Here is a 23119-nt window from a genome sequence, read left to right on the forward strand (position 1 = left end):
CTATTGTGTAATTTTGGGAATGATTTGTAAGATTTACAATTTATCCAACGGCTTTCTTTTATCTTCTTTTATTTGTTTGAAATAGCTTGGTGTAAGTCCTGTTACTTTTTTGAATTGGTTGCTTAAATAGGCTACACTAGAATAATTCAGACGAAAAGCAATTTCACTCAAAGACAATTCGTCATATACCAGTAGCTCTTTTACCTTTTCTATCTTTTGAGCAATAAAGTATTTTTCGATGGTAGTGCCTTCAATCTCTGAAAACAGGTTGGACAAATAATTATAATCGTGATGAAGTTTGTCACTTAATACATCTGAAAGATTGTTTTTAATGCCGTTGTCCTGATGATGCACAAGGTCAATAATGACGTTCTTTATCTTTTCGATGATACGACTTTTTTTATCGTCAATGACTTCAAAACCTAATGGAACTAAAACGTTATGTAACTGGTCTTTTTCTTCGGGTGTAAGTTCATTATCCAGCGTTACCTCTCCAAGTTTGATTTTCTTTACCTTCAAACCTAATTTATCCAATTCATTCTGCACCACCATGATACAGCGGTTGCAAACCATATTTTTAATAAAGAGCGTGTCCATATTATATAATCATCTTTAACAAAAGTACAATTAATCTCTGGTACTATGCCTTTGCCGCCAAATACCGTCTTTAAAAATCAAACCGTATAATAATAATGCACACTCCGATTTCAAGATAATGAAATATCAATATTTTTTACCAAATGGTAAACCTTCATTCTTCGGCATTTGCTAACTTGCCATTATGGAAGAATTGATAGCATACATTCTACGATTTGGCAACCTGAATCCACAACAGATCGAGCTGATAAAAAGTAAAGCAACCGAGATCGAACTTCGTAAAGACGATTATCTTTCGGAAGCTGGCAAAATTCCCCGACAGGTGGGTTTTGTACTCGAAGGAGTTGTCCGTTTTTGTTATTATAACAATAAAGGCGAAGAAATTACAGATTACTTTATTGACGAAAGCCACTTTGCGACGGATTACCAAAATTTTGAGGCCGGTATGGCGTCTTCCGAATATATACAGGCTATTACAGACTGTAGGTTGCTTATATTTTCCAAAAAAAATTGGGACGAACTCCTAAACACCATTATCGGCTGGGACAAGATCGTGATCAAGATCGTCCAGAAATGTCTGATTGAAAAGATAGAAAGACGCAGTCCTCTGGTCTCGGAGGATGCCACATCACGCTATCTTTCCTTTATCCAAAAATTTCCTACGCTGGCCAATCGGGTTCCGCTATCGCAGATTGCCTCGTATCTAGGCATCACGCAGCAGTCATTGAGCCGAATCAGAAAAAACATACGTTGAAGTTGTTTTTTACCAAATGGTAAACCCATTGACCTTTAAAAACAACAGCTTTGTATCATTAAATCAAAGAAAAGAAACATGAAGACAGCATTAATTACAGGAGCCAATAAAGGAATAGGTCTGGAGACCGCAAAGCAACTATTGGGAAACGGATTTTATGTATACATCGGGAGCCGTGATCTCCGAAAAGGCTTAGAAGTGGCAGAGCGCTTAGAAGCCGAAGGATTTACACATGTGGAAGCTATTCAAATCGATGTAACAGATGATGCTTCCGTAAAAAATGCGCGAATATCCATTGGAAGCAAAACCGATGTTTTGGACGTTTTGATTAACAATGCCGGCATTAGTGGCGTCCGAGTAGACGATAATGGGGCTTACATTCCGCAGACCTGGACCGCATCCGAGGCGAGCATCGATACCTTTAGAGAAGTGTATGAAACCAATGTTTATGGCGTGGTAAGAGTTACACAAGCATTTTTAGACCTGTTGAAAAGATCAAGTGAACCACGGATAGTCATGGTAAGTTCTACGGTAGGCTCGCTCACACTCCAGACAGATCCTACCTGGCCCGCTTACGAATTTGGGAAGTATGCCGTCTATGGATCATCAAAATCCGCTCTGAATATGTACACCGTTCACCTCGCGTATGAGCTTAAAGACACCGCATTCAAAATTAATATGGTGGATCCGGGCTACACCAAAACTGATTTTACCAACTTTAATGGAGGCGAGGTGGTAGAAGCGGCAAAACGCGTAGTCAAATATGCCTTGATCGGTCAGGAAGGACCTACAGGCAGGTTCTTCAGCGAGGAAACCAATCCAGAAACCGGAGAAATCGGTTGGTAATCTTAATGAAAAAAATCCTGAAGCGGGGAGCTTCAGGATTTCTAACCTAACCAATTATTAACCTAAATTATGAGTTAAGTATACATCAAACAGCTTGCCAAACTTTTTGATGTCATAAAATTTTTCTCACTTTAAAACGACTCCAAAAATTCAAGGTAAAGCGGTACACTTTTTTCGATCCATTCCTTCGAGGCATTCAACTCGATGCCATAGTATGCAAAGAATGGCTGATAATCCGCTTTAACATATTCAAAGGTCAGGTCGAATGGCCGTGTCAAATCTTTCAATGTATATCTATATTTTTCGCCCGGATTATATTCATATTCATCTACACCTGCAGACATCGCCAAAGTCACCTTTTTACCCGACATCTTATAACCGCTTTTGCTACCATATGCCCAGCCATAAATTAATACATCATCAATCCATTTTTTGAGTAGTGAGGGGCAGCTATGCCAATAAACAGGAAATTGAAATACAATCTTGTCGTACTCTTCTATCATTTTTTGCTCTGCAATTACATCGATGTTTCCGTTAGGGTATACTTTATACAACTGATGAACAGTAAATTTTTCGGGGTATTTATTTAGCTCTTCCATCCATCTTTTATTTACTAGTGAATTCTCAATCTCGGGGTGTGTTACAATAATCAATGTCTTCATTTTTAAAATATTTATCACAAAAATAAACCACTTCCCCCTATATTTGTATGTTAGCGGCCATTTGTAAGGTACTATAAAAAATGTAAGTAATGAGCAAAATCAAAGAAACATCGACAAATTTCGCCAATAAGCAGGCCCTGGCTGATGAATGCCCCGAGGCCTATGCTGCTAATATCATCGGCGGACAGTGGGCATTGGTAATCTGCTCTTGGCTATTTAACGGTAAATTACGTTTTGGAGAGTTGAGAAAACTATTGCCCAACATAACCGAACGTATGCTGACCCTGCAGTTGAGGAAGCTAGAAGAACACAAAATAGTGAAGCGAACTGTCTACGCTGAAGTTCCCCCTCGCGTGGAATATGAGCTTACAGCAATCGGATATGAGTTAAAGCCTATTATCAAACAACTTGAGGAATGGGGAGCGAAGCACAAGGCGCAAAATATCAATTAGGAGATACCATAATTACGTACCGGTGTATTAAACATTTAACAGCTAAAAGATCGAAGAAAAGTTATAAATTGCGATAATCAAATGGGTGTCAAAAAATATTACTAGCATACTGCATAATGAAAAAGGGAAATATAGCTTTACATTTGAAATGGGTCGGTATACTTCTATTCTGCTGTTTTATGGTGAACAATATCTTTGCCCAAACAAAGACGGGTGAAAAAAAACACGTAGGCCGTTATGGCGGTAACGATGGTATTTGTCTTTTCGAAGACGGTCAATTCTTACTATACGGATACGCTACGGCCGTATTTGGAAATTACCACGTAGAAAACGATGGTATTCATTTTTATCCCGATAGACGAGATTTATTTGAAGTCTACGGTCATTATAACCCTCAACTCGAAGCCGAACATTCCCGATGGAATTTTGTTGGGTTTGAAGAAGGCACCACCTTTGTGCGATACGATGAAGATTCCATTCATCGGGTATTCAATGAAGGAGCAAACTGCTTTTCAGGTCCTTTCATCAAAAGCTGGCCACACGGGGCTACTATCGTCTCGCTAACGGAGCGAAATAACGAAGAGTTGACATTCAAAACTTGGCATTTTGAAAATAAAGACGCTTGCAACGACTTTATTGCGGTGTACAACGAGGTAAGGGAACAGCATAAGGACTTTCGGGGGATGTTAGAGGGAAACATTCTAAAACTATCGAACTATGGTGGAGATGAGGGATATACAAAACGAGAAGATGACCAGGAATGGGATGATATCCTAGCACTCAAGGCAGAATATGCAAGTTTCCGGGACTTCGGCGATGTTATCCTGAGCAATCCGCATCACAGATCGTTTCAGCGCGATATATCCAGTTACAAACTAGATATTTCGACCAATCAATATATTTTGCCCGATACGTTGGGAAACGAAGACTATTACCGAGACAGTCCGTACCAGGATGATCGCTTTCTCCGTAAATATGACAAAATATATGTTGCGAAAAAATCAACAGATGAAATTGAAAGCGGGAAAGTGGCGCTTTCCAGTATCATCTACACCGTCTGCGACGAAGATGCCGAGGACTCATACCGCTACGATAGTGAATTTGAATCGGAATAGTACGGTCATGATAGCTTGAACTTTGCAGAGATTAAAGGTCCAGCAGTTTGCGCAAATGTCGCAACATTTTTCCCTGTGTATTGTTAATACTAAAAAATAGGAAAAGTCATGATTACAGAAATTATTTCACTTCCCGAGACCTTGATCGGCTTTGAAGCCAAGGGCGAGGTTACCACCCATTGGCTTGCGTATGTTCGGTAAGATGCTCAGGGTATACACCCAATCAAGTATTTTAATCAACTGCTTTTTTTAGTGATTTTTTTTCCTCTCTTCTACGCCAGTAATTGGCAAGTAAAGAACCTGAGATATTCATCCACGGACTAAAGACTGCCGCAGCAAGTCCGACGGTACCTAGCTTTCCCATAGCTCCGGCCAACCCACTAGCCATTCCGCCATTCTGGAGCCCCACTTCAAATGCCAAAGTTCGCGCATCAGCCTTATTAAGCCCCATTAATCGACTGAATGTATAACCGCAGAAATAGCCCGCGCAGTTATGGAGTACCGCCGCCAGAAATAGGAGAAAGCCTACCTGCAGTAAATTATCCCTTCCTGCAGCGGTAGTTACCGCCGTAAAATAGACAATTCCGGCCATCGACAGATAAGGCATGAAGTCGTCTATCGCGGGGTTTCTTTTGGTCAGCCTGTGATATAGCACGCCAATAATGACGGCTCCAGCAAAAAAGTTGATGACCTCAAGCGTCTCTAGTAAAGCTGTCGATAGGTTCGGTTCGAAGAGTGGTACCCACATAGATAAACAGATCAAAAGCCATACAAAAGCAATTAACGCAATCTGATTGACCTTATTGGATTGAGGTCTAGAAGCAGTTTTTAGATAGTCGTGAATCAAAGCTGCACTCAGTGGTACGATAACAATTTTTGTAATTTCCATCATCATATTTACGAATTTCACCTCAATTAAGGTACCCGCCAACATTTTCATTAAAAATGGTGTCATGATAGGAGCAGCAATGGTAGTTATTGCGGTAACGGTAACTGAAAGAACTAGATTTCCTTTCGCAATATAGGTCATCACGTTGGAAGCTAGACCACTCGAACAGCATCCGATTAAGATAATACCTGCGGCGATTTCCGTTTCAAAATGGAAAACTCTGGTGAGCAGATATCCCATAAGAGGCATGATGGTGAAATGGCTCATTAGTCCAACGATTACACCTTTTCCTGATTTGGCAATTCCCGTAAAATCGCTTATGCTCATCTTCATCCCCATGCCGAACATTACCAACTGGATCACAAACAAGATAAGCCATTTATTTCGCATATCAACAGGACCTACGTGCAACAGCTGTTCCGGGTAGATCATTCCGCATACGACGGCAGTGATGATCCAAGCCGTGTATTGATACTCACGTAGCGAACCGATAGCACCAAGTCCAATACTTGTCGCGATGCTACAGCTAGCGGCCATTGCCTGCCATAGCGGTTGGTTAGAGACAAATAATGCCCATAAAAGAATCAGGAGCGATAGGGCAGCAATACCTAAAGCCACCTTCTGGAAAGTGTTCATATCAGAAATATGTTTATATGGTTATATATGTCCGGAGAGGTTTGCTAGCCTCTCCCTTTATTGCGCAGGACTTAATAGCCCATCTATTGAATAAGCTTAGCCAGATATTTAACAGCAAGCGCAGGACTTGATAGTATAGGAACGATTCGGTCTGCTTGAGGCAAAGTGTCTACTACCCGAGCCATAGACGCTTGGGCGAGTACGATAACATCCACCTCCTTGCTTAGTTCTTTTAGCGCATCGGCAACCATCTTATCGTGCATATCTGCGTTTCCGCTCATTAAAGCTTCAAAGGCCCCTTTACATAACTTGGTATTCAAGACGATTTCTTTTTTAGCCAACTGTGCTCTTCGCGCTACCAGGTCTGCTGTAGGTTCAAGTGTAGTGGGCAACGTTGCAATAACGCCTATGCTACGTCCAGTATTTACCGCTTCATCAGCCATCGCTAGATCTACACGTATTACCGGAACATCACTCAGTGTAGCTGCAGTTTCGATCGCTCTTCCTATCGAAGAGCAAGTGACTAATATATAATCGGCACCGGCCTGCTCGGCTGCACTAATTTGATTTACCACGCGTTTAGCGGTAGTAGGCGTTAATTCCCCCTTGGAAATAACATCTTTGATCAGGCTATCATCTACCATGTTGAATATCGAAACTCCAGGTAGGTGCTCCTGACAAAGTTGTTGAAATATCGGCACCAATGTAGCGGATGTGTGTACCAATCCTAATGTTTTCTGTTTCATTTATCTTGTCTTTTCGTTTTACATAATCGCCCTAACAAAGTAATCTTCCGTACCTACCTGTCCTCCTTTAAAATTTACCTCTATACCTTGAGCAGGATACCCATATGAGGTATGGGCTTTGCATATCGGTGCACCGGGTACAAACGGAGAGCGCATTTCCAGTGCTTCTATACCCATCGCTTTGGCTACAAAACCCGAGGTATCTCCACCGGTAATAATAATACGGGTTATGTTTACCTTTTCAAGGATCCTATTTACAATACTGCCTAGAAAAGTGCCCAATACGGAAGATGATTTATTATCGGAGAATCTGAGCACCTCGTTAGTGGAAGCGATCCGTACATCTTCAGGACCCTTGCTCGTATGTATCACGAGATGCATTCCCTGGTTTAGGATTCTTATTGCCTCGCCTGCATACTGGTCGATCAGAGCTGGTTGGTTTTCCGACGATACGATACCGCTGGTTTCTAGCGCTAGCTCGGCAAAACCATGCGTTAGTGCATGATTGATTTGCGCTCCCGTAACTGGAGAACAACTGCCAGATATGACCAGTATTGGGATTGCAGATTCCAAAGGTAACGCTGAACCGTTTTCTCTCGTTGACGGAGCGGTAGGGGCTAGTGCCATTTCTATACCTGATGATCCAACAGAGAATAGCGGCTTTTCGCTGTTTTGAATTTGATCTATTAATGTCCCTACCGTACTCAGATGGCTCTCGTTGAACGTATCAAAGAGCACCACTCTGGGGCTAGATACGGATGATGTGAGTTTTTCAATACAATACGTTTCACCTTTTTCCAAATCCAATAGATCTAACAGTTCAACTGGCATGTCCGTTTGCTGTGATAGGTGTATCCGTAGATCACTTTCGTTTGCAGGAGTAGTCGGATGATAGCGCATCGAGGGATGTCTATCCAGGCGATATATTTCGCCACTACTGCCTATACCCATCCGGGCAAAAAGGTTTCCGAATGAACAGTATCGGCCCAGTGCAGGCGCTGCGACCAACATAGGGATAATGGTGTTTTTAAAGATTTTGTATCCGATATCTATGGCCTTTCCAATACTGCCCACATGTGGGGCAGAGTCAAACGTAGAGCAGATTTTGTAGTGTACATGTTTAGGGTTCAGCACTCTTAAGCAGTCGAAACAACGTGAAAGCTCGTTTTCCATTTCATCTGGAGACATACTTCGGCTAGTACCGGCAATTCCTATTGCCTGCACACCTTCGAATTTTTTTAATCTTTCAGCGTTTGGTATATCAATAAAGAGGATAGTCTTTATCCCTGCCCGGCTTAGGAAATCCAACGCGTCTGTCGAACCGGTAAAGTCATCACCATAGAAGGCCAGAAATAATCGTTCTGCTTCCATCACTTTTTCCCAAATTTAGCTACCGAAAGCGCAAACTCTGGATGTTGCCGAGCAATCTCTTCTATGGATTGTCCTTCTATAGCACCTTTCCATGCTTGTTGTAAGGCTTTGACCCCTCCTGAGGCGCCTGCCGGATGTCCTAAGATACCCCCGCCAGCCATATAAAGAAGATCTGTAGTCTTTGTACGGCGGTAGGTTTCGGGTGCTTGTCCGCCCCATTGACCCGAAGATACCACAGGTAAGACCGTTTGCATACCGGTGATCGGTTCCAGACACGATTCTATCGATTTGACGACCGAGTCGTCCGACTCCCAGAATTTGTTTTGGATACCGTTCACATGGATTTGATCCACACCGGCCAGTCTCCACAATTTTTGATATGCAGGAAACTCGATACCCAATAACGGGTGGCGGTTGAACATACCCCACCCATTTCGATGACCGTGTATTGCTAATTCTCCGCGGTCACAAATCTTCTTTACGGCTGATGTGCCCACACTATTGAGACTTATCATCGCACATGTACCTTCGGCCTCCACGATCTTATCATAATTGCGCTGCATATCATCCATGTCATCGCTGATATTAAACGCATACATGACTTTTTTACCTGTTTTATCGGCATATGCGTTGATGACAGCCATAACTGCATCTACCCGCGCAGCGAATGGTGAATTAGCAGAGGAAGAAAGCAACTCATCATCTTTTATAAAATCGATACCTGCCGCTACAAGCACCGAAACAATATCAGCAGTCTGTGTAGGTGTAAGACCTATGCTAGGCTTAATAATTGTTCCTATTAATGGACGGTTATAAACACCAGTTAACTTTCTACATCCATCAATACCAAACTGAGGACCTCTAAATTGTTGGGTCATGGTATCTGGTAATGTGATATCCATTAATTTAAGCCCTGTAAATTGGGTGAGCTCATACAGGTTTCCTTGAAGTGTAGAGATCATCACGGGGAGGTTGTTGCCGAAGTTTTCAACAGACCATGATACCCAAATGTTAGCGCGCTGATACTGTTGCCCAATCCTGCTAGGGCCAGGTGTCGCGGGTGTGTCGACCACATCGAGAAGCTGAATAGCTTCTACTTTAGCCGCAAACCGCTTCTTTAATTCGTCCGTTTCGCCAGGTATATCTACAAAAGTACCTGAGGATTGCTCCCCGGCCAAGACAGCCGCAGCTTTTTCAACGGGTAGGGGAGTTTCTATATAATATTGAGCTACTATTCTTTCCATTTTAAGATGCTAGCGGATATTTTGTTCCGCTATTTCATTTGATTACTGAATTCCTAGGTCTGTTAGCACGGAAATTACATAACAAAAACCGTAGTATAAAACTTTTGGTAATATCCTATATAAGCTGGTAAATATTATATAAAGCCTCCTTCTTTATTTTTGAAACTGTTTCATAATAATATCACGTAGCTTTTCTTCATTTTCATCGCCCCACTGGCCTAAAACTTCAATTACCGGAATTATAGTTTTACCAAATTCCGTGAGGCTATATTCCACTTTCGGTGGGACCACAGGATAAATTTTCTTTTGGACGAGTCCGTGTTCTTCCAGCTCTTTCAACTGGATATTCAATACCCGTCTTGTTGCATCGGGAATATTCCGCTGCAATTCGCTGGGGCGTTGAAATCCCTTATTGATAAACCACAACAAACGAATTTTCCATTTTCCATACAACACTTCACCGATTAGGTCAAGTCCACAGTTTAGGTTGGGTAAGATCTTTCTCTCGTACATGGCACAAAATTAATCCTATGTTTTAAATTGCGCAATAGGGGAATAATTTATCCCTATGCGAATCGTATTTCCGTACTTGTATAAAGTGAAAGTACAATGCAATTTTGTGCAAAATATTCATCTATGGAAAACAGATTTAATATCAATAACGAATTATCGGGTAAGATTGCCTTGGTAACAGGCGGTACAAAAGGAGCGGGGAAAGCCATTGCCGAAAGGCTATCTAGCGCAGGAGCTACCGTTATCATTACGGCAAGAAATGCTCCTGAAGAACAAAATGAGAAACTTTATTTTATTTCAGCAGATTTAAGTAAGCCCGAAGGGACGCGGGCCGTAGCAAAGAAAATTTTATCAAAATTTGGAAGGCTCGATATTTTAGTAAACAATCTTGGCAGTTCTGAAACGCAGGCCGGTGGGTTTGCCGTCTTGAGCGACGAAGACTGGGAGCAAACCATTCGAACCAATCTCCTTGCGCCGGTCCGGTTGGATAGGGAGCTATTGCCTCAGATGCTAGCACAGGAAAGTGGAGTCATCATTCATATCGCATCCATTCAGGGAAGGTTACCTTTACACGATTCAACGTTGCCGTATGCCGCAGCAAAAGCCGGGTTAATAAATTACAGCAAAGGTTTGTCGAAAGAAGTCTCGCCCAAAGGTATTCGTGTTTTAACCGTTTCGCCAGGCTGGATAAAGACCGAATCGGCAACACGAATGATGGAACGGATTTCCAACAGCGCAAACATTCCCATAGCGCAAGCCATCCAAAGCGTAATGGACGCATTAGGCGGGATTCCAATCGGACGTCCAGCACAACCCGAAGAAATCGCCGAATTCATCGGCTTTTTAGTGTCTCCAAGAGCTAATTATTTAACAGGTACAGAATACATTATTGACGGTGGTACCATACCCACAATTTAACAACATTTAAAATGAATATTATGAACTTACCAAACACAATCGCAGCACTAATTAAGGCACAGGACAACTTTGATAGCCACGCTTATGCCAATTGTTTTTCTGAAACTGCCCACGTTATAGATGAAGGAATAACATACCACGGACGAGCGGAAATACAGCGTTGGATTCAAAAAGCCAACGACGAATTTAAGACAGTCATAAAACCACTTCAATATGTAGAGGCCGAAGAAATTTTGAAAGCTGAGATTTCAGGAAATTTTGAAGGCAGCCCTGCTGTGCTGACGTATCATTTTGAGCTTATTGACGGGGTGATACAATCACTAAAAATTACAGGATAAGATATAAAGTATATATATGTTTTATACTTATGAGGTTCAGAAGTGTACTTTTTACTAACAATATTTAAGTTCTAATCTGTTTCTAATCTATCTCTAATGGATTTATAATTTTTAAAAGAGGATATTTGTCTGCGAATTGTTGTTAAGACCCTTTATTATTTTAATCGTGTTTGAATATAATAGACTTAAATTTATAGAAAATGAAAAATGATATTTTATTCATTACAATGTGCTTGTTCACGATAAGTACGACTGCTCAACAAAAAGAAGACAACGGAAAAAGGGACAGTGTTTATATCCATGAGATCGAGCACGATAAACTGCCCGTTAAAGTTCTACATGCGGAGCCTCTGTATATTGATCTTATTCGGGATCTTGGAGCTAGAAAAGGTGAAAAGGAATGGAATATAGGGCTTGGTTTAACCGATAACAATACATACGACGAGTATACCGCTTTAATAGAATATGAATGGGCTCCGATAGACAGGCTGGGACTAGAGATCGAACTTCCTTTTTCTATATATTATCCAACCTCTAATGATAAAGTAGCCCCAAGTAGCAACCTAAATAGTTTTAAGTTTGCTGGGCAGTATTCATTTTACGTTTCAGAAAAATATCAAACAAGTATGGCAATTGGTTACATACATGAACTGGAGCTCACTGAATTTAGTAAATACGGAAAGGAAAGCTTTTTAACAGGAAATGTTTATAACCCTTTTTTCATCGCTGCCAGGCGTTTAGGTAGTAATTTTCATACATTATTATATACTGGCCCAGCATTCAAACATCACTTTGCAGACCAATCGATTAACACGAGCTGGCAAATAAATAGCAATATTCATTATATGATGTCCGGGACAAGAAATTTTGTTGGAGTTGAGTTTAACAAGGAATTTAATTCAGGAGATTTCGATATGATTGTCCGGCCTCAGATGCGTGTCGGCATCGCTGATAATCTTATCATAGGTATCGTCGTAGGTGTTCCGATAAGTCGGGAAAATGAACGACTTAGTTCGTTCTTAAGATTGATTTATGAACCAAAACATAAGACATAGCAAAGCCCTTTATGCGTTACTCATTTAGAAGAGGGGCGAGGTATGCGAGATCACATAAAAAATCCTGAAGCGAGGGAGCTTCAGGATTTTCTAACTAACCAATTATTAACCTAAATTATGAATACTATATAAACGGCAGTATCTGGCAGGTTATTACTGCACCTGCCGGAATTAACAAAAACTTAACATTCAAAAGTTCTACCATATTGTCCCGATTTGACGATTATTCCGGTTGCACTCGTTCTTTGAATCCATTGCCCGACATACATAATGAATCTTTTTGTTCCAGCTTCCTGTTCAATTACCCCGAATTCGGGGTAATTAAAATTAAGATTGTTGATCTTTTTCCATATACTTATCCTTATCCTCTTCATTGCGTTGCATATAGCAAATCTGTGTAAATCAAAATATTAAATGAATGACAAGCAGGAGGGCCTTATTGCGGAATTTCCTTCGAGATGACCGCTTTTCATTACCTCGCCTAACAGTTATAGTGCGCTTTATCATCTCAACCTATCCTGGGTATCGCGATTATAAAGAAGCTAACTATATTTCATGGGGCACATGTATACCTATACGGGTATATTTCTTGTGAAAAATCTATTTTTATACCCTAAATGATATAATATATCTATTTTTCGTATATTTATACCAGAAAAGGTATAAATATGGATTCTTTAAGATTATTTGTCAAGCAAAAACGCAAGGAATTAAAGCTTACGCAGGAAGATTTAGCATTCAATGCAGGTGTTGGCCTGCGCTTTGTTCGTGACTTAGAACAGGGCAAGAAAACACTTCGACTGGATAAAGTGAACGATGTGCTGGCGTTATTTGGGAAAGAGGTTGGTGTAGTCGATAAAGCGAGAGAATAATGGCACGACAAGCAAAAATATTTTATCAGGATCGGTTAGCTGGATATCTCATAGAAGGAGATAGCGGCTATTCATTTACTTACCTAAATGAGTATCTTCAATCCGTTGATCCCAAACCGATCAGCTTAGCTTTACCACTTTCAGAACATCCATACCATAGCAATGTTCTTTTTCCGTTTTTCGATGGTTTAATACCGGAGGGCTGGCTCTTGGATATTGGCGAAAAGCACTGGAAGCTCAACCCGAGAGATCGTTTTGAACTGTTGGTCAATCTATGCAAAGATGCCATAGGAGCAGTTTCAGTATATCCGATGGAGGCGGACCATTATGGCTAATTGCTTATTTTGTTATAAACCTGTGGAATACGGGAACTATCATGCTACCTGTTCGAAGAAGTTCTTTGGAACAACATCGGTTCCAACCTTGGAATTGGATAAGGAGAAGCTAAATAAATTAGCTCAAATTACGGTTAATGAGCGATTGGCATTAACCGGAGTACAGCCAAAATTATCACTTAGTCTAGCCGGTGAAAAAGGGAATAAACGATTAACTTTAGTCGGTCTTTGGGGAGATTATATTTTGAAACCACAATCCTCAGAATTTCCTTTTATGCCAGAGGTAGAAGATTTGACGATGCATTTGGCTGAGCTATTTAGAATCGAAACAGCTGATCATGCGCTAATTCGAACTTCAACGGGAGAACTAGCTTATATCACCAAACGTTTTGATCGCAAAAATGGAAAGAAAATTCATGTCGAAGATCTATGTCAACTTTCCGAACTATTGACAGAGCAGAAGTATAAAAGCTCGTACGAGCGTGTAGGGAAAATTATTAAGAAATATACTACCAATTCGGGTTTGGATGTTATTAAATACTTTCGCTTAGTGCTTTTTAGTTTTCTGACTGGCAATAACGACATGCATCTGAAAAACTTCTCTTTAGTGCATACCGATAAAGGTATTTTATTTTCACCCGTATATGATCTATTGAATGTAAACTTGATCTATCCCAAAGACCAGGAAGATCTGGCGTTGACCTTAGGGGGGCGAAAAAGAAAGATAAAGCGATCAGACTTCGATCAGTTTGCTATGAGTTTGGGTATTGCGGAACAGGTTCGGGATAACATTTATAAGGACTTCTCTGTTCGATCCGATCAAATTCAGGACTGGATTAACAAGAGCTTTTTGAATGGAGAAAATAAAGACCAATATTTTAAAATTATAATAAAAAAAATGCATCAAATTGGTTTGTAGGCAGTTTACTGTCAAAAATTTAACATTCTGTTACAGCATGAGGGTCTTGACGATTAGCAGATCGGCCGCCACCCAGTCGTAATTTAATAGGTCACGATTGTCCACCCATTGGCTTGCGCATATAAAGCCATCCTATAATTCCATGCATAAGATTACATAAAGAAGGATATGCTGATAATCCGTATTTTCTTGCCATATGGAAAGATCTTTTAATGGATATTTTTATACCTTTTGAAAATCAATAGTTTAATTTTATGGCCAACATGAAACCGATAATTACCTATTTTGCACTAATGCTTTTTGCAGCTGCATCGTGCAATGAACAAAAAACAGAAACAAGCAAAATGGAAATAGCAACTAGAGATGAATTGACTTTTACGAGTGGATATTCCGAAGTAAACGGTCTAAAAATGTATTACGAGATTTACCTACCCCCCGGTCAGGCAGACGAACAAGCTAAACCCATTGTTCTCATTCACGGGGGTGGTTCAACTATTCAGACAACTTTTGGAAAAAGTATTCCCCTATTAGCGAAAAATAGAAAAGTAATTGCAGTTGAATTACAGGCCCATGGGCGAACAAATGATAGAAATGCAGACCTATCATTTGAACAAGATGCTGACGATATCGCTATACTTCTTAAAAACCTGAAAATTGACAAAGCCGACTTTTTTGGTTTCAGCAATGGAGGAACTACAACCCTACAAATTGCCATCCGTCACCCCGAAATAGTTGGTAAAATTATCTTAGGCTCTGCGCTTGCCAAGCGTAATGGAGTTCCTGCCTGGTTTTGGGACTTTATGAAACAGGCAAGATTGGATAATATGCCCGAACAGCTAAAAACGGCCTATAGACAAGTTGCATCCGACACGGATGGTTTACAGATCATGCACGATCGAGACGCAAAGAGGATGGTTAATTTTAAAGATATTCCCGACGCACAACTCAAATCCATTACAGCCGCAACGTTAATTATCATTGGCGACAAAGATATTATAACACCCGAACATGCTATAGAAATGCACAGACAAATTGCAAACGCTGAATTAGCTATAATTCCGGGCGCGCATGGTGCATATATCGGAGAAATAACGACAATAAAGGATGATTTTAAAGATAGTGATATTGTTATCCCAATGATTGAAAAATTCCTTAACAAAAATTAAGAAAGAGAAGCTAACCGCTGTACAGGTGGCAGAGCGGGCTGGTATTGCTCGTTGTATCTTATATTCGGTTGAAAAGGGAGATGCAGGTGTAGCAAGGGGGGCTATTTTAATGTTTTACGTGTGTTGGGACTACAAGATGATTTTTCTAAGCGCAACATTTTTCCCTTTGCATTGTTAATACTAAAAAATAGGAAAAGTCATGATTACAGAAATTATTTCACTACCCGAGAACTTGATAGGCTTTGAAGCCAAGGGCGAGGTTACGGCAGACGATTTTAAAAATGTCGTCATCCCAAAGGTCACGGCTTTTATAGACCGGCACGATAAGATCAACTATATGTTGGTGTTGAATACTGACGTTAGCAACTTTACTACTGGTGCCTGGCTTCAGGACGCATGGCTAGGCTTAAAGGATCTTGCTAAGTGGAACCGGGCGGCCATTGTTTCCGATAATGATACAATAAAAAAAATTACGGAGGTTTTTACCAAGGTTATGCCCGGTGAATTTAAGGTATTCGAACATACCCGCTATAATGAAGCCGTACAATGGGCTAGCGAGCAACTTGATTTATAAGGGCTTCGGGTCACCATTAAATTTACTACCCTATAAACGACGCCGAGTACTGTGATATTACAGCTACTTAACTATACAACAAACATGTGGTATACAATCTCAGGCGACATGGATAGGATTTTGGAATGAGCCGATTATTTTTATTAATCGGCTCATTTTTTTTGTATATTTGAGGTGATTAATAATTTTAATTGGCTCATTATGTACATTTGGCAATACCAAGATTGGCCTAATTTCACCTATTCGTTAACAGAATTGCCACCTATTTCTGTAAAATTTGCACAAGAAATGGGCGAGATAAATGGAATAGTTTCGGTTTTAGACGACAACCTGAAGATAGAAACCCTTTTAGAGATCCTCATAGCAGAAGCAATTAAAACTTCCGAAATTGAAGGTGAATACATGAGTCGCGAAGATGTAATGTCTTCTATCAAAAGAAATTTGGGACTGAAAGATAATACTATTGTCCGCGACAAACGCGTGGCGGGTATAGCGGAGCTAATGACTTTTGTAAGACAGTCTTATAATAAAGATCTGACCGTACAGATGATTTTGGATTGGCACTCCAGTTTAATGAATGCATTTCCGAAGGTGAGTGCAGGGAAATGGCGTGAAGGCACGGAACCTATGCAGGTAATTTCGGGGGCCTACGGCAAAGAAATTGTTCATTATGAAGCTCCTCCTTCATCAGACGTTTTGATTCAAATGAATATGTTTGTCAGTTGGTTTCAAGAGCAAGCTATACCGGCAAAGGATCATGTCACGAAGGCGCTGGTCAAATCAGCCATCACACATTTATACTTTGAGAGTATACATCCCTTTGAAGATGGTAATGGACGAATTGGACGTGCTTTGGCTGAATATGCTCTTTCCAATACGTTGCAAATTCCTCTACTGCTGTCTATTTCAAAGGTGATCGAAAAAAACAAGCAGCAATATTACGACGCATTAAAGCGTGCACAATCTAGCCTAGAGATCACAGATTGGATTATTTATTTTACTCAAGTTATATTGGATGCACAAATCGAAGCGAAACATATTGTAGAATTTGCGGTAAATAAAGCAAAGTTCTTTGATCGCTTTAAGGATAAGCTTAACGAACGAGAATTTAAAGCTATCAATCGTATGCTTGAAAGTGGTGTTGATGGTTTTAAGGGGGGGATGACTGCCAAGAAGTACATTGCGATTACCAAGACGTCAAAGGCAACTGCAACTCGTGATTTACGGCATTTAAACGAGTTAGGTGTGTTTAGAACTACAGGATTAGGCCGATCTGTACGGTACGAGTTAATCTTCTAATAACAAGATTTCAATACTGGTATAAAAAAATCCTGAAGCGGGGAGCTTCAGGATTTTCTAACTAACCAATTATTAACCTAAATTATGAACTATATAAACGGTAGGTTGTGTCTGATTATTACACCACCTGGCGTAATTAACAAAAACTTAACATCCTATTACTGCATTAGTGCTTTCACGATTGGCGGATCAGCTGCCGCCCAGTCGTAATTCAATAGCTCACTATAATCCACCCATATGGCTTGCGCATATAAAGCCATCCTATAATTCCATGCATAATGATTACATAAAGAAGGATATGCTGATAATCCGTATTTTCTTGCCATATGGAAAGATCTTTTAAAGGATAATTTTATACCTTTTGAAAATCAATAGTTTAATTTTATGGCCAACATGAAACCGATAATTACCTATTTTGCACTAATGCTTTTTGCAGCGGCATCGTGCAATGAACAAAAAACAGAAACAAGCAAAATGGAAATAGCAACTAGAGATGAATTGACTTTTACGAGTGGATATTCCGAAGTAAACGGTCTAAAAATGTATTACGAGATTTACCTACCCCCCGGTCAGGCAGACGAACAAGCTAAACCCATTGTTCTCATTCACGGGGGTGGTTCAACTATTCAGACAACTTTTGGAAAAAGTATTCCCCTATTAGCGAAAAATAGAAAAGTAATTGCAGTTGAATTACAGGCCCATGGGCGAACAAATGATAGAAATGCAGACCTATCATTTGAACAAGATGCTGACGATATCGCTATACTTCTTAAAAACCTGAAAATTGACAAAGCCGACTTTTTTGGTTTCAGCAATGGAGGAACTACAACCCTACAAATTGCCATCCGTCACCCCGAAATAGTTGGTAAAATTATCTTAGGCTCTGCGCTTGCCAAGCGTAATGGAGTTCCTGCCTGGTTTTGGGACTTTATGAAACAGGCAAGATTGGATAATATGCCCGAACAGCTAAAAACGGCCTATAGACAAGTTGCATCCGACACGGATGGTTTACAGATCATGCACGATCGAGACGCAAAGAGGATGGTTAATTTTAAAGATATTCCCGACGCACAACTCAAATCCATTACAGCCGCAACGTTAATTATCATTGGCGACAAAGATATTATAACACCCGAACATGCTATAGAAATGCACAGACAAATTGCAAACGCTGAATTAGCTATAATTCCGGGCGCGCATGGTGCATATATCGGAGAAATAACGACAATAAAGGATGATTTTAAAGATAGTGATATTGTTATCCCAATGATTGAAAAATTCCTTAACAAAAATTAAGAAAGAGAAGCTAACCGCTGTACAGGTGGCAGAGCGGGCTGGTATTGCTCGTTGTATCTTATATTCGGTTGAAAAGGGAGATGCAGGTGTAGCAAGGGGGGCTATTTTAATGTTTTACGTGTGTTGGGACTACAAGATGATTTTTCTAAGCGCAACATTTTTCCCTTTGCATTGTTAATACTAAAAAATAGGAAAAGTCATGATTACAGAAATTATTTCACTACCCGAGAACTTGATAGGCTTTGAAGCCAAGGGCGAGGTTACGGCAGACGATTTTAAAAATGTCGTCATCCCAAAGGTCACGGCTTTTATAGACCGGCACGATAAGATCAACTATATGTTGGTGTTGAATACTGACGTTAGCAACTTTACTACTGGTGCCTGGCTTCAGGACGCATGGCTAGGCTTAAAGGATCTTGCTAAGTGGAACCGGGCAGCCATTGTGTCCGATAGTGATACAATAAAAAAAATTACGGAAGTTTTTACCAAGGTTATGCCCGGTGAATTTAAGGTATTCGAACATACCCGCTATAATGAAGCCGTACAATGGGCTAGCGAGCAACTTGATTTATAAGGGCTTCGGGTCACCATTAAAGTTACTTAATCTTTTCTATTGACAAGGTTTGTCGTACGAGAATGAAGGAATAACCAAAGTCCGTAAAAATTACACGATAAAAAACATTCCGTTACTGTATTAGTGCTTTCACGATTGGCAGATCAGCCGCTGCCCAGTCGTAATTCAATAGCTCACTATAATCCACCCATATGGCTTGCGCATGTTCGGTGAGATGCAATTCGCCACCAACCAATAAACATTCAAAAGGGTAGAGGCAGATTGGGAATTCCGGATAATGGTATTCCACCATATTCAATGCTGGCCCTACCTTTATATCAATACCTAGCTCTTCCTTGATCTCGCGCATCAGGCAGTCTTCTTTGCTTTCGCCCAGTTCGATTTTGCCACCAGGGAATTCCCATTTCAGCGGCAGCTTCATAGAGGCAGAGCGTTGACAGATTAAAATCGTATTGTTTCGTCTGATAATAGCGCAGGTAACGTGTAGCATGGTTTAAAGATAATCAAATTTGAACCTCTCAGATCTAGTACGTCTAAAATTTATCAGTATTTCTGCCTGCGGCTGTATAAAAGCCAGCAGATTCTTCAAACCGGGGAACCTTTATTTTATACCCGTTATCATCATAGCGTGTTGCATAACGCAAATTTGTGCAACAAAATATTAAATAAATAATTGAGTAGGAAGGACACGTTGTTTTTACGCATGATCACATAAAAAACTCCTGAAGCGGGGAGCTTTCAGAATTTCTAACCTAACCAATTATCTTTCGCTCAATTCTTTCCCTTTCCCCCAACTTCAAATCCCATAATACTTTTTGCTTTTTTCGGAGCAGGGCTATCCTGCTTCTCTTGCAATCGATCGATGTATTCGAAGAGCAGTTCGATATTCTGATCTTGTCCTTTCTGTTTTTTGGTTATTTTCTCTACGGCGTATTTGATTTCAGCTATTTCTAGTTTTACCTCAGTGTTATTGGCAAGATATTGTCGTATCTTGGCGAATATCCGCATGATTTGTATATTCACTTGAATAGCTTGTTCACTATTCAGGACACTTGATAGCATCAACACACCATGCTCGCTAAATACATTAGGGGTATTTCTACGACCACCCCAACTTGAGGTCGCAATTTGCGACTTCAAGATTTCTACTTCGTCCTTGTCAAGAGTGAACATGAAATCCTCTGGAAAGCGAGTTAAATTTCTACGAACTTGTTCGTTTAAGCGCTTAGTTTCCACGCCATACAGTTCGGCTAGATCACTGTCTAGCATAACCTTTTGCCCTCTGAATTCGTATATCTTGTTCAAGAGTATGTCCTCAGTGATAAATTTTGGTGTTACATCTAGTTTATTCTTGCTCATAATTCCCCGTATTTATAATTCGCTATTAGCTAGTGGTCACACATTTTAAACTTAATGCATGGATATCAAATTTTTTACGATATAAATATACTAAAAATATTAGTTGTTAAATTGTGGCAATGCTCAAATATATGCTGAAAAGCACTCTCTCGATATATGAGATTACGCAGATATTGGGTGTCTCCGTTTTCGATGAGAGATATACACACGATATTGTGCAGGAATAAAAAAAGCTGTAGTATTCTGGCGTTGGTAAAGAAACGGAGAAAAAAAGTGTTCACTAGGGATTCAAGCCCAGCATGATCATGATGGCAACAGTAAGCTTCAGGTTTTCCTTTAGATAAGACCGGATGTAACGGCTCGATTTCACGACATGACTATTTACCGTATCTGTGGTGATGCCCAAAATCTGGCTGGCTTCTTTATAACTCTTACCTTCAATTTTACATAAAGTAAATACCTGCTTCTGTTGTGGACTTAGTTTATTGATCGCTTCAGTGAGAATAAAATTTGTTTCTTTTACATTATAAGCTTCTTCGGTATGCAGGTAATAATCTACTGAATTGATCATTAAACTCGCCACAAGCCGTTTATCGCAGGCCACTTTCCGCATGTAGTCATAAACCAGATTATTGGCTATAGTATATAGGAAAGATTTAAAAGATAGTTCTGGATTGATCACATCGCGTTTTTGCCAGATTTTTAAAAACAAATCCTGAAGGAGCTCTTCGGTGACAGAACTGTCTTTGACAATACTAAAAATTCGTTGATATAGCGTTTTAGCATACATCATATAGATCTCGTTAAAAGCCGGTTCACTACCTTGTCTGAGTTTTAAAAGCAAATCTTTGGATTCCTCTATTTCTATGACATTCATACCTGTGTTTAAATTCGTCCCGGTCAGTTTACCTCGAAGTAATTGATTGTGTCGATCAACCTAAGAACAAATTAAGCAAAAAAATAATCAATGGAAGAATTAATTGAACAGATTATGACTGGAATATTTGAGGTTTTATAATCAGCTTGTAATCTTCCCGTAGCTTTTTTTTAGGAAAGATTACAAATTGAATTCCTATTTAGATCTAAATAATGTTTTTGCAAAACTCAATTATTAAAGGTGGAACAATTGTGATTTTAAAAATAATGTGTTTGATAAACAGTTTGTTAGGTTTTTTTCTAAAAAAGAACTCAATGGACTTTAGTTTTGATTCGTATTACTTGTATATAAAGCCTGTATTAACTATGGATGAATTAAACGATCTCTTCAAAAGATATATCAACAACGAATGTACGAAAGAGGAAATCAAATATTTGATGAAGTCATTTGATATATCTGATAACCAGATAGAGCTAAAACGGGCTATTAACGAACATTTAAGAAGTCAGCATCAGGGCGACGAATTGACAGGGGTTGATGAACGTATTCTCCATGTATATCAGAATTTAAAAGATAGGATTACCGAAGAGGGGGAGGAAAAACGTGTCCTGGTTGTCAAATGGTCAAAGGTTTTTTCGGCTGCTGCTGCCATTTTAATAATTCTCGGAGGATCGTATTTTTTTATGGTTTCAGATATAAATCAGTCTCTTGTGGATATTGCAGAGGTAGCTAAACCGAAAGTGATCGAACCGGGTGGTAATAAAGCGATACTTACGCTAGCTGATGGCACTCAGGTCGTACTTGAACAGGCTGCAAATGGATTTATTTCTGGAACGGGGGGAGTAATTAGTAAAACTGCAGATGGTATAATAGAAATAGGAAATATGGAAGCTGCGGAAAACACCATACAGATATTGACATTGGAAACACCAAGGGGAGGACAGTATCAACTCAACCTGCCAGATGGAACAAAAGCATGGCTAAATTCGGCATCTTCTATCAGCTTCCCTTCGTCGTTTGTCGGCGATGAACGAAAGGTGGAAATTACAGGTGAGGTCTATTTTGAAGTGGCCAGTCAAAAAGAAGCTCCGATGAATGCACAGTCTCAAAAATTCGTTCCTTTCATCGTTAAAGTACCTTCTAAAGGAGATAAGTATGGACAAGAGATCAAAGTACTCGGTACCCATTTTAATGTAAATTCATACCCAGAAGAGGGCGATTACACAACAACATTGATAGAAGGTTCCGTAAGAGTGAGTAGTGTGAATGCCACCGGCAAGCTGATCGACTCTAAGTTGCTCAGTCCCGGCCAACAATCAAAGGTTGGCAGCGATATAAGGGTATCAAAAGTGGATGTTCAACAACAGGTCGCATGGAAAGACGACTTAATCTCTTTTGTGGACGCCGATATCGAAAGTATTATGCGACAGGTGGCGAGATGGTATAATGTGGAGGTCGAATATTCAACGCTGTTGCCTCCAAGAATATTTACAGGAAAAATATCCAGAAGTTCAAACCTAAATCAGCTTCTGGAGATCCTGGAAAAGAGCAATATCCATTTTGAAGTGAAAGGCAGAAAGATAACCGTTTTGCCTTAAAATAGTTATTTACTAATGAATAAGCTAACCAAATAAACTAAACAGAGATGAAACAGTACTACTAAAGATCAACTGATACAGAAAAAGCCGGTCTGCGCGAACATCCCGGCTTTA

General features: G+C 40.0%; 27 protein-coding genes. 16 read left to right on the top strand and 11 right to left on the bottom strand.

Features of this window, described 5'->3' with window-relative positions; translation table 11 throughout:
* Positions 1–33: 33 nt before the first annotated feature.
* Positions 34–597, bottom strand: a complete 564-nt coding sequence (locus FAZ15_RS02920) for a helix-turn-helix domain-containing protein (protein ID WP_136899802.1) — start codon at positions 595–597, stop codon at positions 34–36.
* Positions 598–781: 184 nt separating this feature from the next.
* Here FAZ15_RS02920 and FAZ15_RS02925 point away from each other — a divergent pair, with 184 nt between their 5' ends.
* A complete protein-coding gene (locus FAZ15_RS02925) occupies positions 782–1351 on the top strand; it encodes a Crp/Fnr family transcriptional regulator (protein WP_136899803.1) in 570 nt (189 codons plus the stop codon).
* Positions 1352–1429: 78 nt separating this feature from the next.
* Positions 1430–2197, top strand: a complete 768-nt coding sequence (locus FAZ15_RS02930) for an SDR family NAD(P)-dependent oxidoreductase (protein WP_136899804.1) — start codon at positions 1430–1432, stop codon at positions 2195–2197.
* A 131-nt stretch (positions 2198–2328) separates the two neighbouring features.
* Here FAZ15_RS02930 and FAZ15_RS02935 read toward each other — a convergent pair whose 3' ends face one another.
* On the bottom strand, positions 2329–2859 hold the full coding sequence (locus tag FAZ15_RS02935; protein WP_136899805.1) for an NAD(P)H-dependent oxidoreductase: 531 nt from the start codon (positions 2857–2859) through the stop codon (positions 2329–2331).
* Between the two features lie 89 nt (positions 2860–2948).
* Here FAZ15_RS02935 and FAZ15_RS02940 point away from each other — a divergent pair, with 89 nt between their 5' ends.
* Both FAZ15_RS02940 and FAZ15_RS02945 read left to right on the top strand, forming a co-directional pair.
* Positions 2949–3311, top strand: a complete 363-nt coding sequence (locus FAZ15_RS02940; protein ID WP_136899806.1) for a winged helix-turn-helix transcriptional regulator — start codon at positions 2949–2951, stop codon at positions 3309–3311.
* Between the two features lie 179 nt (positions 3312–3490).
* Positions 3491–4426 (top strand): preprotein translocase subunit SecD, encoded by a 936-nt coding sequence (locus tag FAZ15_RS02945; RefSeq protein ID WP_136899807.1) that lies wholly within the window; start codon positions 3491–3493, stop codon positions 4424–4426.
* A gap of 232 nt (positions 4427–4658) precedes the next feature.
* Here FAZ15_RS02945 and FAZ15_RS02950 read toward each other — a convergent pair whose 3' ends face one another.
* The 5 genes from FAZ15_RS02950 to FAZ15_RS02970 form a co-directional block, all read right to left on the bottom strand.
* The gene (locus FAZ15_RS02950) at positions 4659–5951 is read right to left on the bottom strand and encodes a bile acid:sodium symporter family protein (protein WP_136899808.1); all 1293 of its coding nucleotides are present in this window, start codon (positions 5949–5951) and stop codon (positions 4659–4661) included.
* Positions 5952–6034: 83 nt separating this feature from the next.
* Positions 6035–6697 carry an aspartate/glutamate racemase family protein gene (locus FAZ15_RS02955; protein WP_136899809.1) on the bottom strand — a complete coding sequence of 221 codons (663 nt, stop codon included), beginning with the start codon at positions 6695–6697 and terminating at the stop codon, positions 6035–6037.
* Between the two features lie 18 nt (positions 6698–6715).
* Positions 6716–8068 carry a four-carbon acid sugar kinase family protein gene (locus tag FAZ15_RS02960; RefSeq protein WP_136899810.1) on the bottom strand — a complete coding sequence of 451 codons (1353 nt, stop codon included), beginning with the start codon at positions 8066–8068 and terminating at the stop codon, positions 6716–6718.
* The gene (locus FAZ15_RS02965) at positions 8068–9312 is read right to left on the bottom strand and encodes a ribulose-bisphosphate carboxylase large subunit family protein (RefSeq protein ID WP_136899811.1); all 1245 of its coding nucleotides are present in this window, start codon (positions 9310–9312) and stop codon (positions 8068–8070) included. Before FAZ15_RS02965 ends, FAZ15_RS02960 begins: the two co-directional genes overlap by 1 nt.
* Before the next feature lie 153 nt (positions 9313–9465).
* Positions 9466–9825 (bottom strand): winged helix-turn-helix transcriptional regulator, encoded by a 360-nt coding sequence (locus tag FAZ15_RS02970; RefSeq protein WP_136899812.1) that lies wholly within the window; start codon positions 9823–9825, stop codon positions 9466–9468.
* A gap of 123 nt (positions 9826–9948) precedes the next feature.
* Between FAZ15_RS02970 and FAZ15_RS02975 the strand changes: the two genes are divergently transcribed.
* From FAZ15_RS02975 to FAZ15_RS03025, 9 genes are all read left to right on the top strand, one after another.
* Positions 9949–10743, top strand: a complete 795-nt coding sequence (locus FAZ15_RS02975) for an SDR family oxidoreductase (RefSeq protein ID WP_136899813.1) — start codon at positions 9949–9951, stop codon at positions 10741–10743.
* Between the two features lie 20 nt (positions 10744–10763).
* Positions 10764–11081 (top strand): nuclear transport factor 2 family protein, encoded by a 318-nt coding sequence (locus FAZ15_RS02980; protein WP_136899814.1) that lies wholly within the window; start codon positions 10764–10766, stop codon positions 11079–11081.
* A gap of 200 nt (positions 11082–11281) precedes the next feature.
* Entirely contained in the window at positions 11282–12136 is an 855-nt protein-coding gene (locus FAZ15_RS02985; RefSeq protein WP_202912300.1) for an HAEPLYID family protein, read from the top strand.
* 668 nt (positions 12137–12804) lie between these two features.
* Positions 12805–13008 (top strand): type II toxin-antitoxin system Y4mF family antitoxin, encoded by a 204-nt coding sequence (locus FAZ15_RS02995; protein WP_136820973.1) that lies wholly within the window; start codon positions 12805–12807, stop codon positions 13006–13008.
* Positions 13008–13343: a HipA N-terminal domain-containing protein gene (locus tag FAZ15_RS03000; protein ID WP_136899815.1), complete on the top strand. Its 336-nt coding sequence runs from the start codon at positions 13008–13010 to the stop codon at positions 13341–13343. The genes FAZ15_RS02995 and FAZ15_RS03000 overlap by 1 nt, the downstream gene beginning before the upstream one ends.
* Positions 13336–14262 (top strand): HipA domain-containing protein, encoded by a 927-nt coding sequence (locus tag FAZ15_RS03005; protein ID WP_136899816.1) that lies wholly within the window; start codon positions 13336–13338, stop codon positions 14260–14262. Before FAZ15_RS03000 ends, FAZ15_RS03005 begins: the two co-directional genes overlap by 8 nt.
* A gap of 344 nt (positions 14263–14606) precedes the next feature.
* Positions 14607–15428, top strand: a complete 822-nt coding sequence (locus FAZ15_RS03010) for an alpha/beta fold hydrolase (protein ID WP_238387132.1) — start codon at positions 14607–14609, stop codon at positions 15426–15428.
* Between the two features lie 199 nt (positions 15429–15627).
* Positions 15628–16002, top strand: coding sequence for a SpoIIAA family protein (locus FAZ15_RS03020; protein WP_136820970.1), 375 nt, complete (start codon positions 15628–15630; stop codon positions 16000–16002).
* Between the two features lie 201 nt (positions 16003–16203).
* Entirely contained in the window at positions 16204–17301 is a 1098-nt protein-coding gene (locus FAZ15_RS03025) for a Fic family protein (RefSeq protein ID WP_202912301.1), read from the top strand.
* Positions 17302–17459: 158 nt separating this feature from the next.
* On the opposite strand, the gene FAZ15_RS22420 is transcribed toward FAZ15_RS03025, so the two are convergent.
* Positions 17460–17627, bottom strand: a complete 168-nt coding sequence (locus FAZ15_RS22420; RefSeq protein ID WP_162304856.1) for an NUDIX hydrolase — start codon at positions 17625–17627, stop codon at positions 17460–17462.
* 148 nt (positions 17628–17775) lie between these two features.
* Between FAZ15_RS22420 and FAZ15_RS03030 the strand changes: the two genes are divergently transcribed.
* Positions 17776–18597 (top strand): alpha/beta fold hydrolase, encoded by an 822-nt coding sequence (locus FAZ15_RS03030; RefSeq protein ID WP_238387132.1) that lies wholly within the window; start codon positions 17776–17778, stop codon positions 18595–18597.
* Positions 18598–18796: 199 nt separating this feature from the next.
* Positions 18797–19171 (top strand): SpoIIAA family protein, encoded by a 375-nt coding sequence (locus FAZ15_RS03040; protein ID WP_136899817.1) that lies wholly within the window; start codon positions 18797–18799, stop codon positions 19169–19171.
* Positions 19172–19283: 112 nt separating this feature from the next.
* On the opposite strand, the gene FAZ15_RS03045 is transcribed toward FAZ15_RS03040, so the two are convergent.
* From FAZ15_RS03045 to FAZ15_RS03055, 3 genes are all read right to left on the bottom strand, one after another.
* Positions 19284–19661 (bottom strand): (deoxy)nucleoside triphosphate pyrophosphohydrolase, encoded by a 378-nt coding sequence (locus tag FAZ15_RS03045; RefSeq protein ID WP_136899818.1) that lies wholly within the window; start codon positions 19659–19661, stop codon positions 19284–19286.
* 281 nt (positions 19662–19942) lie between these two features.
* On the bottom strand, positions 19943–20530 hold the full coding sequence (locus tag FAZ15_RS03050; RefSeq protein WP_136899819.1) for an ORF6N domain-containing protein: 588 nt from the start codon (positions 20528–20530) through the stop codon (positions 19943–19945).
* A 280-nt stretch (positions 20531–20810) separates the two neighbouring features.
* Complete coding sequence (locus FAZ15_RS03055) at positions 20811–21407, bottom strand: RNA polymerase sigma factor (RefSeq protein WP_136899820.1); 597 nt, start codon at positions 21405–21407, stop codon at positions 20811–20813.
* A gap of 365 nt (positions 21408–21772) precedes the next feature.
* Here FAZ15_RS03055 and FAZ15_RS03060 point away from each other — a divergent pair, with 365 nt between their 5' ends.
* A complete protein-coding gene (locus tag FAZ15_RS03060) occupies positions 21773–23005 on the top strand; it encodes a FecR family protein (protein WP_162304857.1) in 1233 nt (410 codons plus the stop codon).
* The last annotated feature ends 114 nt before the right edge of the window (positions 23006–23119 follow it).

The sequence above is a fragment of the Sphingobacterium olei genome (assembly GCF_005048855.1).
Lineage (GTDB): Bacteria > Bacteroidota > Bacteroidia > Sphingobacteriales > Sphingobacteriaceae > Sphingobacterium > Sphingobacterium olei.